Origin of the sequence: Micromonospora sp. NPDC005707 (assembly GCF_040631005.1) — a bacterium.
In the GTDB taxonomy this organism is placed as follows: domain Bacteria; phylum Actinomycetota; class Actinomycetes; order Mycobacteriales; family Micromonosporaceae; genus Micromonospora.
On the sequence record NZ_JBEXYR010000002.1, the window covers coordinates 306,507 to 327,339 of the forward strand.

A 20,833-nucleotide genomic window follows, 5' to 3' on the forward strand; every position below is an offset into this window, starting at 1 on the left:
CGCGTCAGTCCTCGTTGCGCTGCATGACCAGCGCGTCGGTGTTGCTCGGTTGGTAGTAGCCGCGGCGCACGCCGATCGGCTCGAAGCCGTACATCGCGTAGAGCCGCTGGGCGGGGGCGTTGTCCGCGGCGACCTCCAGCAGCGTGCTGCGCACCCCGCGCCGGGCCGCCTCGGCGAGCAGCGCCTCCAGCAGCAGCCGGCCAATCCCCCGGCGCTGCGCGTCGCGGCGGACCGCGATGTTCTGCACCCAGGCCTCGTCGGGCGGGGCCACCATCAGCCCGGCGTAGCCGAGCACCGTGCCGTCGTCGTCGGTGGCGACCAGGTAGTGATGGCCGTTGGCGAGCTCGTTCCAGAACATCGCCGGGGACCACCGCTCGGCGCCGAACAGGTCCGCCTCCAGGGGCAGCACCTCATCGACGTGCCACCAGCGGAACCGGCCCAGTCGAACCTGGCTCATTGAAGCACCGGCTTGTGGCCGGTGGCCGCGACCGCGTCCGGGCGGCGCAGGTAGAGCGGGGTGAGCAGTTCACCGGGGGCGCCCGCGCGGATCCGCTCGGCGGCCAGGCGGGCCAGCGCCACGGCGTCCGGGTACCGGGGCTCCTTCCGCACCGGCAGGCCGAGGACGTCGGCGTACCGGTGCGCGCCGTCACCGACCGCCACCGTGACGGCCAGGTCCCGGGCCCGCCCGGCGGCGACCGCCGGGGTGTCCACGTTCGGCCCGGCGATGCGCTGGCCGGCGCCGTCGTAGACGGCCCAGTAGACCTCCCGGCGCCGGGCGTCGCTGGCCGCCAGGACCGGCTCGCCGGCGGCCGCCGGGTGACCGATCCCGTCCAGCGAGCAGACCCCGTAGGTGGGGATGCCGAGCACCTGGCCCATGGTGGCGGCCGTGACGAGGCCGACCCGCAGCCCGGTGAACGGCCCGGGGCCGAGCCCGGCGACGATCGCGGCCAGGTCGGCGGGGCGGGCGTCGACGTCGGCCAGCACCGCGTCGACCTGCGGGGCGAGCAGCTCGCCGTGGGCCCGCGCGTCGACCGTGCACCGCTGCGCGCGGGCCGCGACGCCGTCCGCCGAGACCTCGACCAGCGCCGCGGTCACCGCGGGCGTCGAGGAGTCCACCACGAGTACGAGCACGGTATGCCAGCCTAGTCGCCGCCCCGGTTACCGGCGGTGACGCCCCTCCCGCCTCCCGGCTCGGCTCGCTCGCCGTCCGGCCGCTCTCCCGCCAGGACGGCAGGACTGCGCCGCGGGCCCGGCCGGCGAGCACCGCGCCGACGGTCAGCCGGCGGTGCGTTCCCAGTCGACGGTGGGCAGGCCGGCGTCGGCGAGGGCCTTGTTGGCCGCGCTGAACGGGCGGCTGCCGAGGAAGCCGCGCGGGTTCATCGGGCTCGGGTGGCCGGCCTCCAGCACCACGTGCTGCGGGTTGGTGACCAGGGCCGCCTTCTTGCGCGCGTAGCCGCCCCAGAGCAGGAAGACCACCCGCTGGTCGAGCGCGTCCAGGGCCCGGATGGTGGCGTCGGTGAACTCCTCCCAGCCCCGGTTGGCGTGCGAGCCCGGAGTGGCCTGCCGGACGGTCAGCACCGCGTTGAGCAGCAGCACGCCCTGCGCCGCCCAGCCGCTCAGGTTGCCGCCGGCCGGCTTCGGCACGCCCAGGTCCTCGCCCAGCTCCTTGAAGACGTTGCGCAGCGACGGCGGCACCGTGACCCCCTCGCGCACGCTGAAGCTCAGCCCGTGCGCCTGCCCCACCCGGTGGTAGGGGTCCTGCCCGAGGATCAGCACCCGGGTCTCCGCCGGCCCGCACAGCCGGTAGGCGGAGAACAGGTCCTCGACCGGCGGGAAGACGGTGCGGGTGGCGTATTCCCCGGCGACGAACTCGGCCAGCGCCGCGGTGCGGGCCGGGTCGAGGTGCGGAGTGAGCGCCGTCCGCCAGGCGTCCGGCAGGAGCGCCAGCAGGTCGAGGGTCGGAGCGTCGTCGGGCATCGGCAACCTTTCACCGCGTCGGATCGGTCCCCGGCACTGTAGGCAGCGGGTGTGACAGCCGGTCAGTCCAGGGTGGCCAGCCGCCGGGCCCAGTCGCCGCCGACCGGCTCCAGGCTGACCACCCGGGTGTCGTCGTCCCGCCGGTCGATGCGCACCCGCAGGTGGGCGTCGACCAGCTGCTCGACCATCCCCTCGCCCCACTCGACCACGGTGACCGCCTCGTCCACCGAGGCGTCCAGGTCCAGGTCGTCGATCTCGGCGCGCGGGTCGGCCGACTCCCCCAGCCGGTACGCGTCGGCGTGCACCAGGGACACCCGGCCACCCCGCGCCGGATCCGGCCGGTGCACCCGCGCTATCACGAAGGTCGGCGAGGTGATGTCGCCGCGCACGCCGAGGCCGGCGCCGATGCCCTGGGTCAGCGCCGTCTTGCCAGCGCCCAGCGGGCCGCTGAGCAGCAGCAGGTCACCGGCGCGCAGCACACCGGCCAGCCGGCGGCCGAACTCGTGGGTGTCGTCGATCGTCTTCAGCTCCACCACCACGCTCACCGCGTCACCCGGCTCACTCCTCGCGCTCACAGCGCCTCCAGGAACCTCTCCAGCGCCGCGTTCACCTCGTCGGCGTGCTCCAGCATCACCACGTGCCCGCTGTCGTGGATCTTCACGAACTCGGCGTGCGGCAGCCGCCGCACGATCTCCTCGGAGTGGGTCACCGGCGTGATCATGTCCTTGTCCCCCACGATCACCAGCACCGGCGTGCCGGCCAGCGCCGCCAGCGCCGGGAACCGGGAGTGGGTGGCCAGGGTGCGCAGGTAGCGGGTGACCGTGTCGGCCGAGGTGCGGGAGTTCATCGTCTCGACGTACGACACCAGGGCCGGGCTGGGCTTCGGAGTGCCGAAGCCGTACCTGCGAGTGAGCAGCCAGGCGACGTTGGACGTCGACTTGCGGGCCTTGTCGATCACCGTGCCGCCGTACCGGGTGGCGTTGCTCATCATGTAGATCACCGGCGCGCCGACCCGACCGAGCAGCGCGGGCGCCACCAGCTTCGTCTCCGCGAGCAGCCCACCCGAGGTGGCCATCAGCACCGTGCCGACCACCCGGTCACCGAACAGCTCCGGATAGAGCTCGGCCAGCGCCATGATCGTCATGCCGCCCATCGAGTGGCCGACCAGCACCAGCGGCCCCTCCGGCGCCACCTCGTCGATCACCCGCCGCAGGGTGTGGCCCAGCGCGGCCAGGTCGTAGTCGCCGCCCTCCAGCTTCCCGGAGCGGCCGTGCCCGGGCTGGTCGTACGCGACGACCCGGTAGTCGCCGCGCGCGGCGAGCATCTTCCGCTGGAAGTGGAACGTGCCCATGTCCAGGCAGAAGCCGTGCACCAGCACCACGGTGGGGTGCCCGGCGACCGGGCGGGTCGGCTCGACCACCTCCACGTGGATGTCCGTGCCGTCCGGCATCTCCAGCAGGTACGCGGCGTCGTGGCGCAGATCGCCGAAGACCTCGTCGGCGCAGGGATCCGCGGGGTCGGACTTGAGGCGGCGGACCAGGACCCGCTCGCTCACCACCCCGGCGGCGAGCCCGGCGGCGGCCACACCGAGCGCGGCGCCGACCACCCCGGCGACCCGGCCGGCGGCGGTCCGCGGCCGGGGAACCCGGAACCGCTGACTCACTGTGCCGCCTCGATTCGCGACCGCGGGGCTCGCAACCCCGGCTCACTCCTCGCGCTCACAGTGCAGCCTCGGCTCGCGACTGCGGGGCTCGCAACCCCGGCTCACTCCTCGCGCTCACAGTGCAGCCTCGGTTCGCGACTGCGGGGCTCGCAACCCCGACTCACTCCTCGCGCTCACAGTGCAGCCTCGGCTCGCCACTGCGGGGCTCGCAACCCCGACTCACTCCTCGCGCTCACGGCCGCTCGCCGTCGTAGACGCGCGGCACCCGGACGCCGCCGAACCGGGTCACGATCTCGTAGTTGATGGTGCCGACCGCCTCGGCCCAGTCGTCGGCGGTGGGCTCGCCGTCCGCGCCGCTGCCGAAGAGCGTCGCCACGTCCCCGGCGGCCACCTCGTCCTCGCCGCAGTCGATGACGAACTGGTCCATGCAGACCCGCCCCGAGATGGTCCGCCGCTTGCCGCCGAGCTGCACCGGGCCGGTGTTCGAGGCGTGCCGGGGCACCCCGTCGGCGTAGCCGAGCGGGACGACCGCCAGGTTCGCCTCCTGCTCGGTGAGGTAGGTGTGGCCGTAGGAGACGCCGGTGCCGGCCGGGACGCGCTTGGTCAGCATCACCCGGGCCCGGGCGGTCATCGCCGGGCGCAGGCCGAACTGCTCCCCCTCGATCGGCGAGAGGCCGTAGACAGCCAGGCCGGGCCGGACCAGGTCGAAGTGGGTGTCCGGGCGGGTGAGCGTGGCCGCCGAGTTGGCGAGGTGTCGGTAGCGGGGGCGCAAGCCGGCCCGCTCCACCATCTCCAGCCCCTCGTGGAACACCGCCAACTGCCGGTCGGTGGTGGGGTGGCCGGGCGAGTCCGCGTAGACGAAGTGGCTCCACACGCCGACCACCTCGACGAGGCCGTCGGCCTGGGCCTTCGCGGCGGCCTCCAGCAGCGCCGGCCAGTCGGCCACGGTGGCCCCGCCGCGGGACAGCCCGGTGTCGATCTTGAGGTGCAGCCGGGCCGGACGGTCCGCCCGCCGGCCCGCCTCGATCATCTCGTCGAGCTGGATGAGGCTCGCGCAGCCCAGGTCGACGCCGACCGCGACCCCGTCGTGCAGGGGCAGCCCCGGATCGAGGAGCCAGGCCAGCACGGGCGCCGTGACCCCCTCCTGCCGCAGCAGGAGCGCCTCGTCGAGGGTGCAGACGCCGAGCCAGTCCGCCCCGGCGTCGAGCGCCGCGCGGGCCGCCGGAACCATGCCGTGGCCGTAGCCGTCGGCCTTGACCACCGCCATCAGCTCGGCGCTGGCGCCCGACTTGAGCCGGGCCACGTTCTCCCGGATCGCGTCCAGGTCGACGCGTACCTCCGACTGCCACATGCCCTCAGCCTACTTCCGCCGGTGATCACCATGGTCGCGAGCCGCGCGACCGGCCCGTCGGCCGCCGCCCCGGTCAGGGCAGTCGGGCCAGCACCGGTCGCAGCGCGGTAGCCACGTCGGGTGCGGTCACCGGACCGCCCCGCGCCGCCTCCCGGCCGGCCAGCCCGTGCAGGTACGCCGCCGCGGCGGCCGCCCGCTCCGGGGCCAGCCCGGCGGCGAGCAACGAGCCGAGCAGCCCGGCCAGCACGTCCCCGGTCCCTCCGGTGGCCAGCACCGGGGTGCCGGTCGGGTTGACGTAGGCGCGGCCGTCGGGGGTGCCGATGATCGTGCGGTCGCCCTTGAGCAGCACCACCGCGTTCATCCAGGCGGCCAGCCGCAGCGCCGCCCCGACCCGGTCCGAACCCGGGGTCTCGCCGCACAGCCGGGCGTACTCGCGGTCGTGCGGGGTCACCACGATCGGCGCGTCCCGCCCGCGCAGCCGGTCCGCCAGCTTGCCGTCGACCAGCAGGGTGAGCGCGTCGGCGTCGAGGACCGCCGGCACCGGCGCGGCGAGCACCGCGCGCAGTGCGGCGGCGGACTCCTCGCCGGTGCCCAGCCCCGAGCCGCAGATCCAGGCCTGCACCCGGCCGGCGTCGGCGACCCGGTCGGTGGCGATCACCGACGGGTGCTGGTGCAGCACCTCCGCGCGGGCGCCGCCCGCGTAGCGGACCATGCCGGTGGGGCCGGCCAGCGCGCCGCTGACCGACAGCACCGCCGCGCCCGGGTAGGTGGCCGAGCCGGTTGCCACCCCGACCACGCCCCGGCTGTACTTCTCCGAGGACGGGCCGAGCCGGGGCCACCAGTCGACCAGGTCGGACCACTCGGTGACGCGCAACGCCGGGGTGCCGCGCAGCCACGGCCTCAGCCCGATGTCGACCAGCTCGACGTGCCCGGCGAGCGGCGCGGCCGGGCCGACCACCAGGGCCGGCTTCAGCGCGCCGAAGGCGACCGTCACGTCGGCGCGCACCGCGCAGGGCCGGCCGGAGGCGGTGAGCGGCACATGCCCGGTGTCCACGGCGACGCCGCTCGGCACGTCCACCGCGACCACGGTGGCCCGCGTGCCGTCCCGCCCGATCCGCTCGGCCAGGCTCGCGGCGAGCTGGTCGGCGGTCTCCCGGAGCCCGCCGGTGCCGCCGATCCCGACGATCCCGTCGAGCACCAGGTCGACCACGGCCGGTGGCCGGTCGACGACGCGCCCGCCGGCGGTCCGCAGCGCGGCCAGCCCCTCGGCGTGCGCCCGGCCGGGGGTGAGCAGCAGGGCGGCGACCGCCGCTCCCCGGCGGGCCAGGTGCGCGCCCGCGTAGAGGGCGTCGCCGCCGTTGTCGCCGGAGCCGATCAGCAGCAGCACCCCGGCGCCGTAGACGCCGCCCCGCTCGCCGAGCAGCAGCGCGCACCGGCGGGCCAGCCCGGCGGCGGCCCGCTGCATGAGCGCCCCGGGCGGCAGGGTGGCCATCAGGCCCGCCTCCGCCGCGCGTACGTCCGCGACCCGCCACACCGGTCTCATGCCACCCCGTCCCGTCCGTCTGTCCCGTTCGTCCCGGACCGGCCGACCGACCCGCCGGGTCGGCTCACTGTTCCGCGACCACCATGGCCGACGCGATCCCGCCGTCATGCGACAACGACAGGTGCCAGCGGTTGATCCCGCGCTCGGCCGCCGCGGCGGCCACCGTGCCGGACACGGTCAGCCAGGGGCGGCCCTCCGGATCGGAGGCGACCTCACAGTCGTGCCACTGGAGCCCGGCCGGCGCGCCGAGCGCCTTGGCCACCGCCTCCTTGGCCGCGAACCGGGCCGCCAGGGACTCGGGCGAGCGCGGACCGCCGGAGCGGGTGGACCGCTCGGCGTCCGTGAAGAGGCGGCCGGCGAGCGACGGCGTGCGCGCCAGCGACCGGGCGAACCGGTCCACCAGCACGACGTCGATGCCGACAGCCACGATCACGGACTCACCCTACCGGCGCGCCGGGCCGTGGATCGGTCGTGGACAACCCCTGTGGAAAACCCGTGATACGCCCGACCGCCCGTTGTCCACAGGGCCGGCGCAGGTGGTCCGCCGATCCGTAGCGTCCCGGCTGTCCGTCCGCCAGGTCGCAGGGAGGTCGCCGATGGGCGAGGAGCCGTTCAGCGTCGAGCCGGAGCTGTTGCGCGGGGTGGCCCGGGAGCTGGCCGACGACGCCTACCGGCTGGCCCGCGGGCCGGCCACCGAGCCGGGCCTGGTGGTGCCGGCCGACGGCTGGCGGGCCGGGGTGACGCTGGCCGAGCTGGAGGCGGCGGCGCAGCGCTGGTTCGGGTCGCTCGCCGCGCGGGTGGCGGCCACCGCCGAGGCGCTCCGGGCGGCCGCCGACGGCTACGAGGCGGTCGACGAGCGGGCCGCCCGCCGTCTCGCCGGGCTCCCCCGATGAGCAGCGCGGCCGGCTCCCGGGCGGCGGGGCGGGGCGGCCGAACGCCGGGCGGGGCCGTGGCGGCTCCGCTCCGCTCCCCGGCCGGCACCGTCGTGCCCCTGGCCGGGAGGCCCCGCCCCCCGGCCGGCACCATCGCGCCCCCGGCCGGGGCGCCCGCGGGCCGGCCGGCTGGGCGACCGCGCCCGCCTGCCGGACTCCGTGGGCAGGCGGCGCAGGTGCCGTCGACCGGGCTCCGCCAGCGGGCCGCGGAGGAACCCGTCGGCTACGCGCAGCTCTGGCGGGCCGACCCGGGGGCCTGGGCCGCGGCGGGTGCGGCGTGGCGGGGGCTGACCGGCCCGGTCCGGCGCCGGGCCGACGGGCTGAGCGCCCGGCTCGGCGCGCTGCGGACCGGCTGGTCGGGCACGGCCTCGGACACCGCGCAGGGGCGGATCGGCGAGCTGCGCACCGCGCTGACCGACCTGCTGCCCGCGCTCATCGAGGTCGACCAGGTGCTTGCCGAGTTCGCCGCCCGGGTGGCCGCGGCCCGGGCCCGGCTCGGCGCCGCCGTGGCGCACGCCGATGCCGGCGGCCTGCTCGTGGACCGGGCCGGGGCGGTCCGGCCGGATCCGGCCCGACCCCGGCCCGCCTGGCTGGTCGGTCCGGCGGTGGCGCAGGCGGGTACCGAGATCCGGGGGGCGCTGGCGCTGGCCGGGGCGGCCGACCGGGAGGCGGCCGGCCGGCTGGCGGAGCTGGCGGCGGGGGCCGTGACCGGCTGGGTGAGCGTCCCGCCGGCCTGGCGACCGTCGGCCGGGGCCGGGCCGGCCGAGGTGCGCCGCTGGTGGGCCGGCCTCACCCCGGCCGAGCGCCGGTGGCTGGTGAGCCGCGAACCGGACCGGGTCGGCCGCCTCGACGGGGTGCCCGTGGCGGCCCGCGACCAGGCCAACCGGCTGGTGCTGGCCCGGCGCCGGGCGGAGCTCGTGGAGCGGCGCGCCGGGCTGCTGCGCGCGCGGCCGGCCGGGCCGCTCGAACTGGCCCGGCTGGCCCGGCTCGCCGCGGTGGAGGCGGCGCTGCGCGGCCTCGACGGGCTCGGCGAGCGGCTGGCCGCGCCCGGGGCGCCGCGGGCGTACCTCCTGGGGTTGGATCCGGCCGGGGACGGGCGGGCCGTGGTGGCGCTCGGCAACCCGGACCGGGCCGGCGCGGTGCTGACCTACGTGCCGGGGATGACCGCGGACCTCGCCGACGCCCCGGGCGAGCTGGGCCGGGCCGCCCGGGTGCTGGACCGGTGCGCAGCGCTCGACCCGGGCACGGAGGCGGCGGCCGTGCTCTGGCTGGACTACGACGCGCCGGACTTCCTGCACGAGGCGGCGCGCGGGCGGCAGGCCGAGGACGCCGGGCCGGCCCTGCACCGGTTCCAGGAGGGGCTGCGTGCCTCGCACGAGGGGCCGCCCGCCCGGCAGACCGTGCTGGGGCACAGCTACGGCTCGGTGGTGGTCGGCACGGCGGCCCGTGACCACGGGCTGAGCGCCGACGCCCTGGTCTTCGTGGGCTCTCCCGGAGTGGGCGTCGACCACGCGGCCGAGCTGCGGATGCCGCCCGGCCAGGTGTGGGCCGCCACCGCGCCGGACGACGTGATCCGGCTGGCCCGGCCGCCCGACGAGCTGGCCCGCCGAGCGGTGCTGGCCGGCACACCGCTCGGCCCGGCGGCCGCGCTGCTCGACCCGCATGACGACCGGCTCTGGTTCGGCGAGGACCCGAGCTCCCCGGGCTTCGGCGGCCGGCGCTTCCGCAGCGGGCGCCACGGGCACGCCGGCTACTGGGACCCCGGCAACCCCGCGCTGGACGGGATGGCGCGGATCGTGCTGGGCCGATGACCGCACCGGGGCCGGAAACGGCGCGGCCCCTCCGCCGTGGGACGGAGGGGCCGCGACCGGGTCGACTACTCGACGGTGACCGACTTGGCCAGGTTTCGGGGCTGGTCGACGTCGTGACCGCGGGCGGCGGCGATCTCGGCGGCGAGCACCTGGAGCGGCACGGTGGTCACCAGCGGCGCCAGCAGCGTCGGCGTGCGCGGCACGTAGATCAGGTGGTCGGCGTAGCGGACCACCGCCTCGTCGCCCTCCTCCGCGATCACGATGGTGCGGGCGCCGCGGGCGCGCACCTCCTGGATGTTGGAGACGACCTTGTCGTGCAGCATGCCCCGGCCGACCGGCGACGGCACGATGCAGATGACCGGGGTGCCCTTGTCGATCAGCGCGATCGGGCCGTGCTTGAGCTCGCCGGCGGCGAAGCCCTCGGCGTGCATGTACGCCAGCTCCTTGAGCTTCAGCGCGCCTTCGAGGGCCACCGGGTAGCCGACGTGCCGGCCGATGAACAGCACGGTCGGCTCCGACTTCAGGTCGCGGGCCAGCTCGCGGACCGGCTCGATGCGGTCGAGCAGCTCGCGCAGCTTGCCCGGCATCTCCTGGAGCTGGGACACCACGGCGCCCACCTCGTCGGCGAACTTGATCCCGCGCACCTGGGCCAGGTGCAGGCCGATCAGGTAGCAGGCGACGAGCTGGGTGAGGAACGCCTTGGTGGAGGCGACCGCGATCTCCGGCCCGCCGTGGGTGTAGAGCACGGCGTCGGACTCGCGCGGAATGGTCGAGCCGTTGGTGTTGCAGATGGCCAGCACCCGGGCCTTCTGCTCCTTGGCGTGGCGCAGCGCCATGAGGGTGTCCATGGTCTCGCCGGACTGCGAGATCACCACGATCAGCGTGGACCGGTCCAACACCGGGTCGCGGTAGCGGAACTCGCTGGCCAGCTCCACCTCGCAGGGGATCCGGGTCCAGTGCTCGATGGCGTACTTGGCGACCAGCCCGGAGTGGTAGGCGGTGCCGCAGGCCACGATGAAGATCTTGTCGACGTCGCGCAGGTCCTGCTCGCTGAGGCGGACCTCGTCGAGGGCGATCTCACCGCTCTCGGTGAGCCGGCCGAGCAGCGTGTCGGCGATGGCCTGCGGCTGCTCCTCGATCTCCTTGAGCATGAACCAGTCGTAGCCACCCTTCTCGGCGGCCGACGAGTCCCAGTCGATGTGGAAGTCCTTGCCGGTCGCGGGCTGGCCGGCGAAGTCGGTGATCTCGATGCTCTCCGGGGTGATCAGGACGATCTGGTCCTGGCCCAGCTCGACCGCGTCGCGGGTGTGCTCGATGAACGCGGCCACGTCGCTGGCCAGGTAGTTCTCGCCGTCACCGCGGCCGACCACGAGGGGCGAGTTGCGCCGGGCGCCGACGACCGCGCCGGGGATGCCGGCGTCGACGGCGAGCAGCGTGAAGGCGCCCTCCAGCCGCTGGCAGACCAGCCGCATGGCGGAGGCGAGCAGCTGCGGGCTGTCGACCTCGCCGGCCGAGCGCAGGTCGGCCAGCGAACGGGCGAGCAGGTGCGCGGCGCACTCGGTGTCGGTGTCGCTGGTGAACTCGACGCCGTCGGCCTCCAGCTCGGCGCGGAGCTTCGCGAAGTTCTCGATGATGCCGTTGTGGATCACGGCGACGCGGCCGTCCGGGGAGAGGTGCGGGTGGGCGTTGCGGTCGGTCGGGCCGCCGTGGGTGGCCCACCGCGTGTGGCCGATGCTGGTGGTGCCGTCGCCGATGCCGATCGGGCTGGCGGCGCAGGACTCGGGGTCGGCGGCGGCGCGCTCGGCGAGAACCTTCTCCAGGTTCGCCAGCTTGCCGGCCTTCTTCTCGATCAGCAGCTCGTCGTCGCAGACGACGGCGACGCCCGCCGAGTCGTAGCCGCGGTACTCCAGCCGCCGCAGTCCGTCCAGCACGATGCCGAGCGCCGGGCGCGCACCGGCGTAACCCACGATTCCACACATGGTCCGCAGCCTAACCCAGTTTCGCTCACCACGTGTGCTCGGAAGCCGGGTAAACGATCACTGAATTTGAGCGAACCGGTGAGCGGATGGCGAGGATCGGACAAACCTCGCATCCAGCCGCGGCCACCCTGGCCCATCGATGGACGGGTCCGGGAGGACCGCGCGCACGGGGGACGCGAGGTCTGGTCGTCGGGCCGTACATTGAGGGCCCCCGGTCGGTGCGACGCCTCCGACCACGCCCGTCCCGCGGTCGTCCGCGCCGGCCCCTGCGAGCTGAACGATGTCCGAGACGACCCCCACCCCCGAACCGGGGCACAGCGGCGGCCCGAGCGACCCGACCGCTCCGGAGCCCACGACCTGGAGCCCGCCGGACCCGCTCGCCGCTCCACAGCCCTGGGCGCCACCCGCCCCCTGGGCCCCCGAGCCCTGGACCCCCAGCCCGTGGGCCGCGCCCGGGTCCGCTCCGCCGGGCGGGCCGGCGGGCCCGTGGTCCCAGCCCGGGTACGCCGCGCCGGGCGCCGCCGGGGCACCCGCTCCCCCGGGGCCGGGTGCGGACCCGACGACAGCGCCGGGCCCGGCTGGTGGCACGACGCCGGGAGCAACGCCGGGCCCGGCCGGCTGGGCCACCCCGGGAGCAGAGCCGCCGTTCCCCGGTCCGCACGCCCCGGGCGGCACGGTGCGCCAGCCCGCCCCGCCGGGGCATCCGGCCGGCGCCCCGGGGGCGGCGCCCGCACCGCCCTGGCCCGGCGGCTCTCCCGGGTCGGGATGGCCGCCGGCCGGCTACCCGCCGCCGTACGCGTACCCGACGGGAGCGCCACGCCGGTCGACCGGCGGGTGGATCGTGGCCGTCGTGGTGACCGTGGTCATCGCCCTGGTGCTCGCCTTCTGCGGCTGCGTCGGCCTCGGCGTGCTCGGCAGCTTCGTCGACGACTCGGCCACCTCGGGCCAGCCCTACGAGCCCGACTTCGACGAGCCGGGATTCGGCGAGCCGGACGGCGGCCCCGGCGGGGAACCCACGCCCACGGAGGCCGCGCCGCCGGTCCCCGCCACCACCCCGTCCGGCGGGCGGGGCCGCTTCACTGTGGTGTACGAGGTCACCGGCACGGGCGCGGCGAACGTCGACTTCTACGACGCCAACGGCGACTTCCTCCACGTCGACGGGATGCAGCCACCGTGGCGGCTGGCGTTCACCGCCGACGACCGGAAGCGGGTGCAGATCGTCGCCCTGCCCGATGACCAACGTCGCGACGGGCTGACCTGCCGGATCACCATCGACGGGAAGGTCGTCTCCCGGGATTCGAGCGCCACGGGAGGGATCGCGACCTGCTTCGGGTGGTGACACCGGCGGCGGGTGGGCGGTGGTCTTGCGGCGCGGGCGCCGGGCCGTAGGCTGGCCGGCGTGACGACGACCGATCCGCTGGTGGCCCGGATGCGGCCGTTCGGCACCACCATCTTCGCCGAGATGTCCGCGCTGGCCGTGCGCACCGGCGCGGTCAACCTCGGGCAGGGCTTCCCCGACACCGACGGCCCGCCGGAGATGCTCGCCGCGGCCGCCGAGGCGCTGCACACCGGCCACAACCAGTACCCGCCGGGCCCGGGCATCCCGGCGCTGCGCGCGGCCGTCGCGGCACACCAGCGCCGGTTCTGGGGCCTGGAGTACGACCCGGACGACGAGATCGTGGTGACGGCCGGCGCCACCGAGGCGATCGCGGCGAGCATCCTCGCCCTCTGCGAGCCGGGCGACGAGGTGGTCTGCTTCGAGCCCTACTACGACTCGTACGCGGCCTCGATCGCCCTGGCCGGCGCGGTCCGCCGCCCGGTGACCCTGCGTCCCGGCGCCGACGGCCGGTACGCCTTCGACCCGGCGGAGCTGCGCGCCGCGTTCGGGCCGCGTACCCGGCTCGTGCTGCTGAACACCCCGCACAACCCGACCGGCAAGGTGTTCACCGCCGACGAGCTGGCCCTGGTCGCCGAGCTGTGCCAGGAGCACGGCGCGTACGCGGTGACCGACGAGGTCTACGAGCACCTGGTCTTCACCGACGCCGCCGCCCCGCACCTGCCGCTGGCGACGCTTCCCGGCATGCGCGAGCGGACGCTGCGCATCTCCTCGGCGGGCAAGACGTTCTCCTGCACCGGCTGGAAGGTCGGCTGGGTGAGCGGCCCGGCGCCGCTGGTCGCCGCCGTGCTGCGGGTGAAGCAGTTCCTCACCTTCGTCAACGCCGGGCCGCTGCAACCGGCCGTGGCGGTCGCGCTCGGCCTGCCGGACACGTACTTCGCCGGCTTCCAGGACGGGATGCAGCGGCGGAGGGACCAGCTCGTCGCCGGGCTCACCGACGCCGGGTTCGGGGTGCTGGCGCCCGAGGGGACGTACTTCGTCACCGCCGACGTCACCCCGCTCGGCGGGCGGGACGGGGTGGAGTTCTGCCGCTCGCTGCCGGAACGCTGCGGCGTGGTGGCGGTGCCGACCCAGGTCTTCTACGACGACGCGGAGGCGGGCCGGCGGCTGGTCCGGTTCGCGTTCTGCAAGCGGCCCGAGGTGCTCACCGAGGCGGTCACCCGGCTGCGCCGGCTCAAGGAGGACGCATGACCGACGCGTACGCCGAGCGGATGCGCCGGCTCGCCGCCCAGCGCGACTGCGACACGGTGCTCTCCGGCGTCCGGCCGACTTCGGTGCGGGAGCAGCTCGCGGCGCTCGGTGCGGCCGTCCCCGACGACCTGCTGCCGGACTTCTACGGCGAGGGCGGGGCGGTGGACCAGCTCGAACGGCGGGTCACCGAGCTGCTCGGCGTCGAGGCGGCGGCCCTCTTCCCCACCGGCACCATGGCCCAGCAGGTCGCGATGCGCTACGGCGCCGAGCTGACCGGTCGGCACGCCGTCGGTCTGCATCCGCTCAGCCACCCGCTGGTGCACGAGCGCGACGCGTACGCGGTGCTCGGTGGCCTGCGGGCGGTGCGCACCACGGCGGCGCCGCGCAACCCGACGGCTGAGGAGGTGGCCGCGCTCGACGAGCCGATCGGCACGCTCTTCCTGGAGCTGCCGCTGCGGGACGCCGGGTTCGTGCTGCCGGCCTGGGACGAGCTGGTGGCGGTGGCCGGCGCGGCCCGGCAGCGGGGCGCCCGGGTGCACCTGGACGGGGCCCGGCTCTGGGAGTCCACCGTCCACCTCGGGCACTCGGCGGCCGAGATCGCGGCTCTGGCGGACAGCACGTACGTCTCGTTCTACAAGTCCCTGGGCGGCCACTCCGGCGCGGCGCTGGCCGGCGACGCCGAGCTGGTGCGGTACGCCCGCGCCTGGCGGCACCGGTTCGGCGGCACCCTGTTCCAGCAGTGGCCGGCGGCCCTCGCCGCGCTCGCCGGGCTGGAGGGGGAGCTGCCGCGGCTGCCCGGCTACGTGGCGCACGCGAAGGTGGTGGCCGAGGCGTTGGCCGCCCTGCCGGGCGCCCGGGTCCACCCGGCCCCGCCGCACACCCATCAGTTCCGGCTCTGGCTGCCGCACCCGGCGGAAGCGCTGGACGCCGCCAACCTCGCGCTCGCCGAGGAGGAGAAGGCGTGGTTCGCCGGCGGCTGGCGGGACACCGAGGTGCCCGGCCTGGCGCTGACCGAGGTGACGGTGGCCGGCCCAGCCCTGGAGCTGGGCCGCGACCAGGTCCTCGACCTGGCCGACCGGTTCCTGCGCCGGGTGGCGCGCCGCTGACGCCGGCCTGACGGCCCGCCGGCGCACCTGCGGGGTCGGGCAGCGCCTAACCCCGGACGCGCCTCACCTACCGCGCCGGGCAGCGCCTGGCCCGTGACGCCCGCCGGCGCACCCTGCGAGTCGGGCGGCGCCCCGGTCGACGGCGCTCCGCCGACCGGCGGGTCAGCCCGCGGAACGGGCCGGGCCGGCGTCCGCTGCCGGCGTCGCCGGGCCCGGCCGGTCTGCCGCCAGGGCCCGGAGCGCGGCACCCCCGTCCGCGAGCAGCGCCGACTCGGCGTCGTCGACGAAGGCGAGGTCCGCCTCGACGTGCCGGGCGGCGGCGGAGAGCAGCAGCCGGACCACCGGGTCCTCGGAGCGGCGGCGCAACCCGTCGAGGTTGCGCAGCTCCCGCATGAGGTGGCCGCGCTGGTTGGCCAGCACGGTGCGGACGGTGGTGGCCTCGCCCGACCGGGCGGCGGCGGTCACCTTGAGGAAGAAGTCGTCCCGGAAGCCGCCGCTGCGCGGGCTGGGTTCGGCGAGCCAGCGATCGAGGTCGGTCCGGCCGGCCTCGGTGATCTCGTAGACCACCCGGTCCGGCTTAACCGGCTGGGCGTGCCGCTCGGCGACCACCAGCCCGTCCCGGGACAGCCGGTCGAGGATCTGGTAGAGGTGCCCGATGTTGAGCGGCCCCCACTGCGGCCCGACCGCCGCCTCGAAGGCGCTCTTGAGCTCGTAGCCGTAGCTGGGGCCGCGGGCGAGCAGGGCCAGGACCGCGTGCTGGATCGCCACCGTCTCCTCCGATCCGGTTCCGGACAGGCGCCCCGGAGGGGCCTTGCATTGTCACAATGTATCGCGCACAGTGTGAGTCAGCACACGGGGAGGCGCGAATGTTCCACGTCATCTGGGGGCAGCTTCGCGGCCGTGCGGGGCGGTCGGTGGCCCTGCTGGTCGGCGTACTGGTGGCGACCACCGGGTTCGTCGTCCTGACCGGGGCCACCACAACCTCCCGACTGGCCGTCACCGGCACCGTCGAGCGGAACACCGAGGCGGCGTACCAGATCCTCGTCCGTCCGAAGGGGACGCGCACTCCGCTGGAGGTCGAGCGGCGGCTGGTCCGCCCCAACTACCTCTCCGGCCTCTTCGGTGGCATCACCACGGGCCAGTACGAACAGGTCAAGGCGGTGGACGGCGTCGACGTGGCCGCGCCCATCGCGATGCTGGGCCACTCCACCGCACCGGTGCCCATGTCGTTCGACGTCACCGACGCCGTCGACCGGAGTCTGGACCGGCAGGTGATCCGCGTCGACCCCACCTTCGTGGCCGAACGCGGCCTCTCCACCGCGCCGGCCAAGCCGCGCTACGTGTACGTGACGAAACACCGCCTCATCTACCCCCGCTTCGACGGCCAACTGTCCGAGCAGGTGCCCTACACCGACGGCAGTTCGTACGCCTGGGACGACGTGTGCGGGCCCGTCCCGCGGGAGGTGTTCCCGGGCGGGGCGAGCCGCCCGATCTGCGATCCGATGTTCGGCGGCCTGCAGGGCAGCCCGGCCACCCTCTCCGAACGGGAGGTGTGGAGCCTGGACACGGTGCGGCTGCTGCCGGACGGCCGGTTCGAGGCGGCCAACGGCCTGCTCACGCCGGGCACCTCCCCCAGCACCACAGACCGCCTGGTGCTCACCTACCAGCTGACCGTGCCGTTGCTGATCGCCGCCGTCGACCCCGCCGCCGAGGACCGGCTCGTGGGGCTGGACGCCGCCGTGGTCAGCGGGCGGCCGGTCCGGGCCGACGACGCGGTGACCGAGCGCCGCGGCGGCACCATGATCATGCGGACCGCACCGGCGCTCCTCACCAACCGTCCCTTCTTCGACAGCACGATGCGCGTCCGGTTCACCCGGCTGCCCACGGCCCGGCCGGCCACGGTGCCGGCCATCGACCTCGAGCAGACCTTGGGCCGCGCGACCGGGATCCCGGCCGGCTCCGCCGAGGTCGACGCGGGCGCCGGCTACCGCGCCCAGCTGACGAAGGGGATCGACGAGGAGAACTGCTGCCGCGGCCAGTTCCAGCGGGTCATCCAGGCGGGGCCGGTGACCTACCACGAGCTGCCCGACGGCACCCTGCGTGCCGACGCGGTGCCGCCCGCGGACCCCGAGGTGTACGGCAACCGGGCCACCTACAACTACCTGCCCCGGCCCTGGCTGGCCGAGGACACCGGCTCCCGGCCGGTCCGGGCCCTCGCCGGGAAGGAAGGTGGCGCGGCCACGCAACTCCACCAGTGGCAGGCCGTCGGGGTGTTCGACCCGGAGAAGCTGGCCGGCTTCGGCGACGCGGGCACGGTCCCGCTGGAGACGTACGCGGCGCCGCGCGCCGAGGGCGCGGACGACCGCAGCCGTGCCGCGCTCGGCGGACGGGCCCTCGAGCCGAGCGGCAATCCGGCCGGCTACCTCTCGGTGCCGCCGCTGGTGCTCACGAACCTCGCCAGCGTGCCGAAGCTGCTGGAGGGCAGCAACAGCCCGCAACGCAGCGCGCCGATCAGCGCGATCCGGGTCCGGGTCGCCGGTGTGGACGGATACAGCGAGCACGCCGCGGAGCGGGTCCGGCTGATCGCCGAGCAGATCAACCGGGCGACCGGCCTGGACGTCGACATCACGCTGGGCTCGTCCGCCGCCCCGCGGACCGTGGAGCTGCCGGGCGGCGCGTTCGGCCGCCCCGACCTGCGGCTGACCGAGAACTGGTCGGCGCTGGGTGTCGCCTCGACCATCGTGCAGGCGGTGGACCGCAAGAGCGCCGTGCTGTTCCTGCTCGTGCTGGTGGTCTGTGTGCTCTTCCTCGGCAACGCCGTCTCCGCCGCCGTCCGGGACCGCCGCTCCGAACTGGCCGTGCTGGCCTGCCTCGGGTGGCCGGCCCGCCGGATCGGGGCACTCATCCTCGGCGAGGTCGCCCTGCTCGGCCTCGCCGCCGGGCTGCTGTCGCTCGGGCTCGCCGTACCGCTCGGCGCCGCCCTCGGCATCGGCGTCGACTGGCGGCGGGCGTCGCTCGCCGTACCGGTGGCGCTGCTGCTCGCGCTGGCCGCCGGCCTGGCGCCCGCGCTGCGGGCGGCGCGCTCCCACCCGGCCGCCGCGCTCCGCCCGCAGGTCGCCACCGCCCGGTGGATACGCCGGCCCCGCACCCTGTTCGGGCTGGCCCTGGCCAACCTGGTCCGCACCCCCGGGCGCACCCTGCTCGGCGCCGGCGCCCTGGCCATCGGTGTGGCGGCGCTGACCCTGGTGGCCGCCGTCGGGTACGCGTTCCGGGGCGCCATCGTCGGGACCCTGCTCGGTGACACGGTCGCGCTGAGCGTGCGCGGCGCCGACGCGCTGGCCGCCGGCGCGACCGTGCTGCTCGGCGCCGCCGCGGTCGCGGACGTGCTCTACCTCAACATCCGGGACCGGGCGGCCGAGCTGGCCACCCTGCGCGCCACCGGCTGGACCGACCTCGCGCTCGGCCGGCTGGTCGGCTACGAAGGGCTGCTGCTCGGCGGGCTCGGCGCGCTCGCCGGCGCCGGGCTGGGCACGGGCGGGGCGGCCTGGCTGGTCGGGGACGTCCCGGGCGCGCTGGTGCTGGTCGCCGCGCTGACGGCGGCGGGCGGCGTGCTGCTCACCGCCGGCGCGGCGCTGGCGCCGGCCGCGCTACTGCGCCGGCTACCCACCGCACGACTGCTGGCAGAGGAGTGAGAGCCATGGACGAGAGCACCGCCGGTAGCCGCGTCGAGGTCGCGGGCCTGGTGAAACGGTTCGGGGCCGGCGCGGAGCGGATCACCGCGGTCGACGGGGTCGCGCTGGAGATCACCGCCGGCTCGGTGGTGGCGCTGACCGGGCCGAGCGGTTCGGGCAAGTCGACGCTGCTGCACCTGATCGGCGCGATCGAGCAGGCCGACGACGGCACCGTGACGGTCGACGGGGTGGACGTGACCAGCCTGCGCCGGGCCGCGCTCGCCCGCTACCGGCAGCGCGTCGGGTTCGTCTTCCAGCGCTACCACCTGCTGCCCGCGCTCACCGTGCTGGACAACGTGATCGCGCCGGTCCTGCCGCGCCGGGGCCGCGCCGATCACGTGAGCCGGGCCCGGGAGCTGCTCGACGCCGTCGGCCTGGCCGGCCGGGAACGGGCGCTGCCGGCGCAGCTGTCCGGCGGCCAGCAGCAGCGGGTGGCGATCGCCCGGGCCCTGATGGGCTCGCCCGGCCTGCTGCTCGCCGACGAGCCCACCGGCAACCTGGACTCGGCCACCGGCGCCCAGATCCTCGACCTGCTGCTCGGCCTCCGCGACCGGCACGGGATGACGATCCTGCTGGCGACCCACGAGCGGGCCGTCGCCGCCCGCTGCGACCGGTTGATCCGGCTCGGCGACGGCCTGGTGGTGGAGGACGTCGACCTCACCGACGGTGAGGACCCGTCCACCACGTACGCCCGGGCCAGCACGCTGCGCCTCTGAACCCGGATTCACCGGGTGCCCGGCCGGGCCGGGCGGGTGACGGCCGCGCGAGCGGCCGGATCAGGCGACCGGGCTGGCCGTGCGCACCTGCTCGGCGATGCGCTCGGCCACCGAGCGGGCGGTCGACTCGGTGGCCGCCTCGACCATGACGCGGACCAGCGGCTCGGTGCCCGACGGGCGGAGCAGCACGCGGCCGGTCTCGCCCAGCTCGGCCTCGGCCCGGTCCACCTCGGCGCGGACGGCCGGCGCGGCGGCGCCGACGGTGCGGTCACCGACCGGCACGTTGATCAGCACCTGCGGCAGCTTGGTGACCACGGCGGCCAGGTCGGCGAGGGACGTGCCGGTGGCGGCCATCCGCGACATGAGGTGCAGGCCGGTGAGCACACCGTCGCCGGTGGTCGCGTACGCCGGCATCACGATGTGTCCACTCTGCTCGCCGCCGAGCGCCAGGCCGGAGGCCCGCAGCTCCTCCAGCACGTACCGGTCGCCGACCTTGGTCTCGACCAGCCGGATGCCCTGCGCGGACATGGCCAGCCGCAGGCCGAGGTTGCTCATCACGGTGGCGACCAGGGTGTCCTGGGTCAGCTCGCCGGCCTCGCGCATGGCCAGGGCGAGGATCGCCATGACCTGGTCGCCGTCGACCTCCTCGCCGTCGGCGGTGACCGCGACGCAGCGGTCGGCGTCGCCGTCGTGGGCGATGCCGAGGTGCGCGCCGTGCTCGACCACAGCGGCGCGCAGCGCCTCGATGTGGTTGGAGCCGCACTCGTCGTTGATGTTGAGGCCGTCCGGCTCGGCGTAGATGGCGATCACCTCGGCGCCGGCCTCCCGGTAGGCCACCGGGGCGACCTCGGCGGCCGCGCCGTTGGCGCAGTCGACCACGACCTTGATCCCGTCCAGCCGGTGCGGCACGGTGCCGACCAGGTGCTGGACGTAGTGGTCGGCGCCGTCGAGCAGGTCGTGCACCCGGCCCACCCCGGCGCCGATCGGGCGCTCCCAGGCGGTGGTGGCGTTCGCCTCGACGGCGGCCTCGATCCGCATCTCGATCTCGTCGGGCAGCTTGTGCCCTCCGGCGGCGAAGAGCTTGATGCCGTTGTCCGGCATCGGGTTGTGCGAGGCGGAGAGCATGACGCCCAGGTCGGCCTTGGCCTCGGCGGTGAGGAACGCCACCGCGGGGGTGGGCAGCACGCCGACCCGGACCACGTTGGCGCCGGCGCTGGTCAGCCCGGCGACCACGGCGGCTTCCAGCATCTCGCCGCTGGCCCGGGTGTCCCGGCCCACCACGGCGAGCGGCGGATGGCTCTTGTCGGTCTCGGCCAGCGTGTGGGCGGCGGCCACCGCCACCGCGAGCGCCAACTCCGGGGTGAGATCCGCGTTCGCCCGCCCGCGTACACCGTCCGTGCCGAACAACCGGCCCATACCCGCCAACCTCCGATGAAA

18 protein-coding genes are annotated in these 20,833 nt (G+C 75.8%); 7 read left to right on the forward strand and 11 right to left on the reverse strand.

Annotation, left to right across the window (positions count from 1 at the left end; genetic code table 11):
• Nucleotides 1-4 precede the first annotated feature (4 nt).
• The 8 genes from rimI to ABZ452_RS03980 form a co-directional block, all read right to left on the reverse strand.
• Complete coding sequence (gene rimI, locus ABZ452_RS03945; RefSeq protein ID WP_355348082.1) at nucleotides 5-457, reverse strand: ribosomal protein S18-alanine N-acetyltransferase; 453 nt, start codon at nucleotides 455-457, stop codon at nucleotides 5-7.
• Complete coding sequence (tsaB, locus tag ABZ452_RS03950) at nucleotides 454-1,131, reverse strand: tRNA (adenosine(37)-N6)-threonylcarbamoyltransferase complex dimerization subunit type 1 TsaB (RefSeq protein WP_357938684.1); 678 nt, start codon at nucleotides 1,129-1,131, stop codon at nucleotides 454-456. Before tsaB ends, rimI begins: the two co-directional genes overlap by 4 nt.
• Nucleotides 1,132-1,275: 144 nt before the next feature.
• Nucleotides 1,276-1,977, reverse strand: a complete 702-nt coding sequence (gene ung / locus ABZ452_RS03955; RefSeq protein ID WP_357938686.1) for a uracil-DNA glycosylase — start codon at nucleotides 1,975-1,977, stop codon at nucleotides 1,276-1,278.
• 62 nt (nucleotides 1,978-2,039) lie between these two features.
• Entirely contained in the window at nucleotides 2,040-2,522 is a 483-nt protein-coding gene (tsaE, locus tag ABZ452_RS03960) for a tRNA (adenosine(37)-N6)-threonylcarbamoyltransferase complex ATPase subunit type 1 TsaE (protein ID WP_357939093.1), read from the reverse strand.
• Between the two features lie 26 nt (nucleotides 2,523-2,548).
• Nucleotides 2,549-3,640, reverse strand: coding sequence for an alpha/beta hydrolase (locus tag ABZ452_RS03965; protein ID WP_357938688.1), 1,092 nt, complete (start codon nucleotides 3,638-3,640; stop codon nucleotides 2,549-2,551).
• 232 nt (nucleotides 3,641-3,872) lie between these two features.
• Complete coding sequence (gene alr / locus ABZ452_RS03970) at nucleotides 3,873-4,991, reverse strand: alanine racemase (protein WP_357938690.1); 1,119 nt, start codon at nucleotides 4,989-4,991, stop codon at nucleotides 3,873-3,875.
• 73 nt (nucleotides 4,992-5,064) lie between these two features.
• On the reverse strand, nucleotides 5,065-6,534 hold the full coding sequence (locus ABZ452_RS03975; RefSeq protein WP_357938692.1) for an NAD(P)H-hydrate dehydratase: 1,470 nt from the start codon (nucleotides 6,532-6,534) through the stop codon (nucleotides 5,065-5,067).
• 64 nt (nucleotides 6,535-6,598) lie between these two features.
• Nucleotides 6,599-6,967: a holo-ACP synthase gene (locus tag ABZ452_RS03980; protein ID WP_357938694.1), complete on the reverse strand. Its 369-nt coding sequence runs from the start codon at nucleotides 6,965-6,967 to the stop codon at nucleotides 6,599-6,601.
• Nucleotides 6,968-7,130: 163 nt separating this feature from the next.
• Between ABZ452_RS03980 and ABZ452_RS03985 the strand changes: the two genes are divergently transcribed.
• On the forward strand, nucleotides 7,131-7,427 hold the full coding sequence (locus ABZ452_RS03985; protein WP_357938696.1) for a type VII secretion target: 297 nt from the start codon (nucleotides 7,131-7,133) through the stop codon (nucleotides 7,425-7,427).
• Nucleotides 7,428-7,642: 215 nt separating this feature from the next.
• Nucleotides 7,643-9,277: an alpha/beta hydrolase gene (locus tag ABZ452_RS03990; RefSeq protein WP_357938698.1), complete on the forward strand. Its 1,635-nt coding sequence runs from the start codon at nucleotides 7,643-7,645 to the stop codon at nucleotides 9,275-9,277.
• A gap of 65 nt (nucleotides 9,278-9,342) precedes the next feature.
• On the opposite strand, the gene glmS is transcribed toward ABZ452_RS03990, so the two are convergent.
• On the reverse strand, nucleotides 9,343-11,256 hold the full coding sequence (glmS, locus tag ABZ452_RS03995; RefSeq protein WP_357938700.1) for a glutamine--fructose-6-phosphate transaminase (isomerizing): 1,914 nt from the start codon (nucleotides 11,254-11,256) through the stop codon (nucleotides 9,343-9,345).
• Nucleotides 11,257-12,097: 841 nt separating this feature from the next.
• Here glmS and ABZ452_RS04000 point away from each other — a divergent pair.
• From ABZ452_RS04000 to ABZ452_RS04010, 3 genes are read left to right on the forward strand one after another with little or no spacing between them, the layout of a single operon-like run.
• Nucleotides 12,098-12,595: an MmpS family transport accessory protein gene (locus tag ABZ452_RS04000; RefSeq protein WP_357938702.1), complete on the forward strand. Its 498-nt coding sequence runs from the start codon at nucleotides 12,098-12,100 to the stop codon at nucleotides 12,593-12,595.
• Between the two features lie 60 nt (nucleotides 12,596-12,655).
• Nucleotides 12,656-13,843: a pyridoxal phosphate-dependent aminotransferase gene (locus ABZ452_RS04005; RefSeq protein WP_357938704.1), complete on the forward strand. Its 1,188-nt coding sequence runs from the start codon at nucleotides 12,656-12,658 to the stop codon at nucleotides 13,841-13,843.
• A complete protein-coding gene (locus ABZ452_RS04010) occupies nucleotides 13,840-14,949 on the forward strand; it encodes a beta-eliminating lyase-related protein (RefSeq protein ID WP_357938706.1) in 1,110 nt (369 codons plus the stop codon). Before ABZ452_RS04005 ends, ABZ452_RS04010 begins: the two co-directional genes overlap by 4 nt.
• 162 nt (nucleotides 14,950-15,111) lie before the next feature.
• Here the strand turns inward: ABZ452_RS04010 and ABZ452_RS04015 are convergent, their stop codons facing one another.
• Nucleotides 15,112-15,717: a PadR family transcriptional regulator gene (locus ABZ452_RS04015; protein WP_357938708.1), complete on the reverse strand. Its 606-nt coding sequence runs from the start codon at nucleotides 15,715-15,717 to the stop codon at nucleotides 15,112-15,114.
• Between the two features lie 98 nt (nucleotides 15,718-15,815).
• On the opposite strand from ABZ452_RS04015, the gene ABZ452_RS04020 reads away from it, so the two are divergent.
• Nucleotides 15,816-18,641, forward strand: coding sequence for an FtsX-like permease family protein (locus tag ABZ452_RS04020; protein ID WP_357938710.1), 2,826 nt, complete (start codon nucleotides 15,816-15,818; stop codon nucleotides 18,639-18,641).
• Between the two features lie 5 nt (nucleotides 18,642-18,646).
• Nucleotides 18,647-19,396, forward strand: coding sequence for an ABC transporter ATP-binding protein (locus ABZ452_RS04025; protein ID WP_357938712.1), 750 nt, complete (start codon nucleotides 18,647-18,649; stop codon nucleotides 19,394-19,396).
• A 60-nt stretch (nucleotides 19,397-19,456) separates the two neighbouring features.
• Here the strand turns inward: ABZ452_RS04025 and glmM are convergent, their stop codons facing one another.
• The gene (gene glmM / locus ABZ452_RS04030) at nucleotides 19,457-20,812 is read right to left on the reverse strand and encodes a phosphoglucosamine mutase (protein ID WP_357938714.1); all 1,356 of its coding nucleotides are present in this window, start codon (nucleotides 20,810-20,812) and stop codon (nucleotides 19,457-19,459) included.
• Nucleotides 20,813-20,833: the final 21 nt, after the last annotated feature.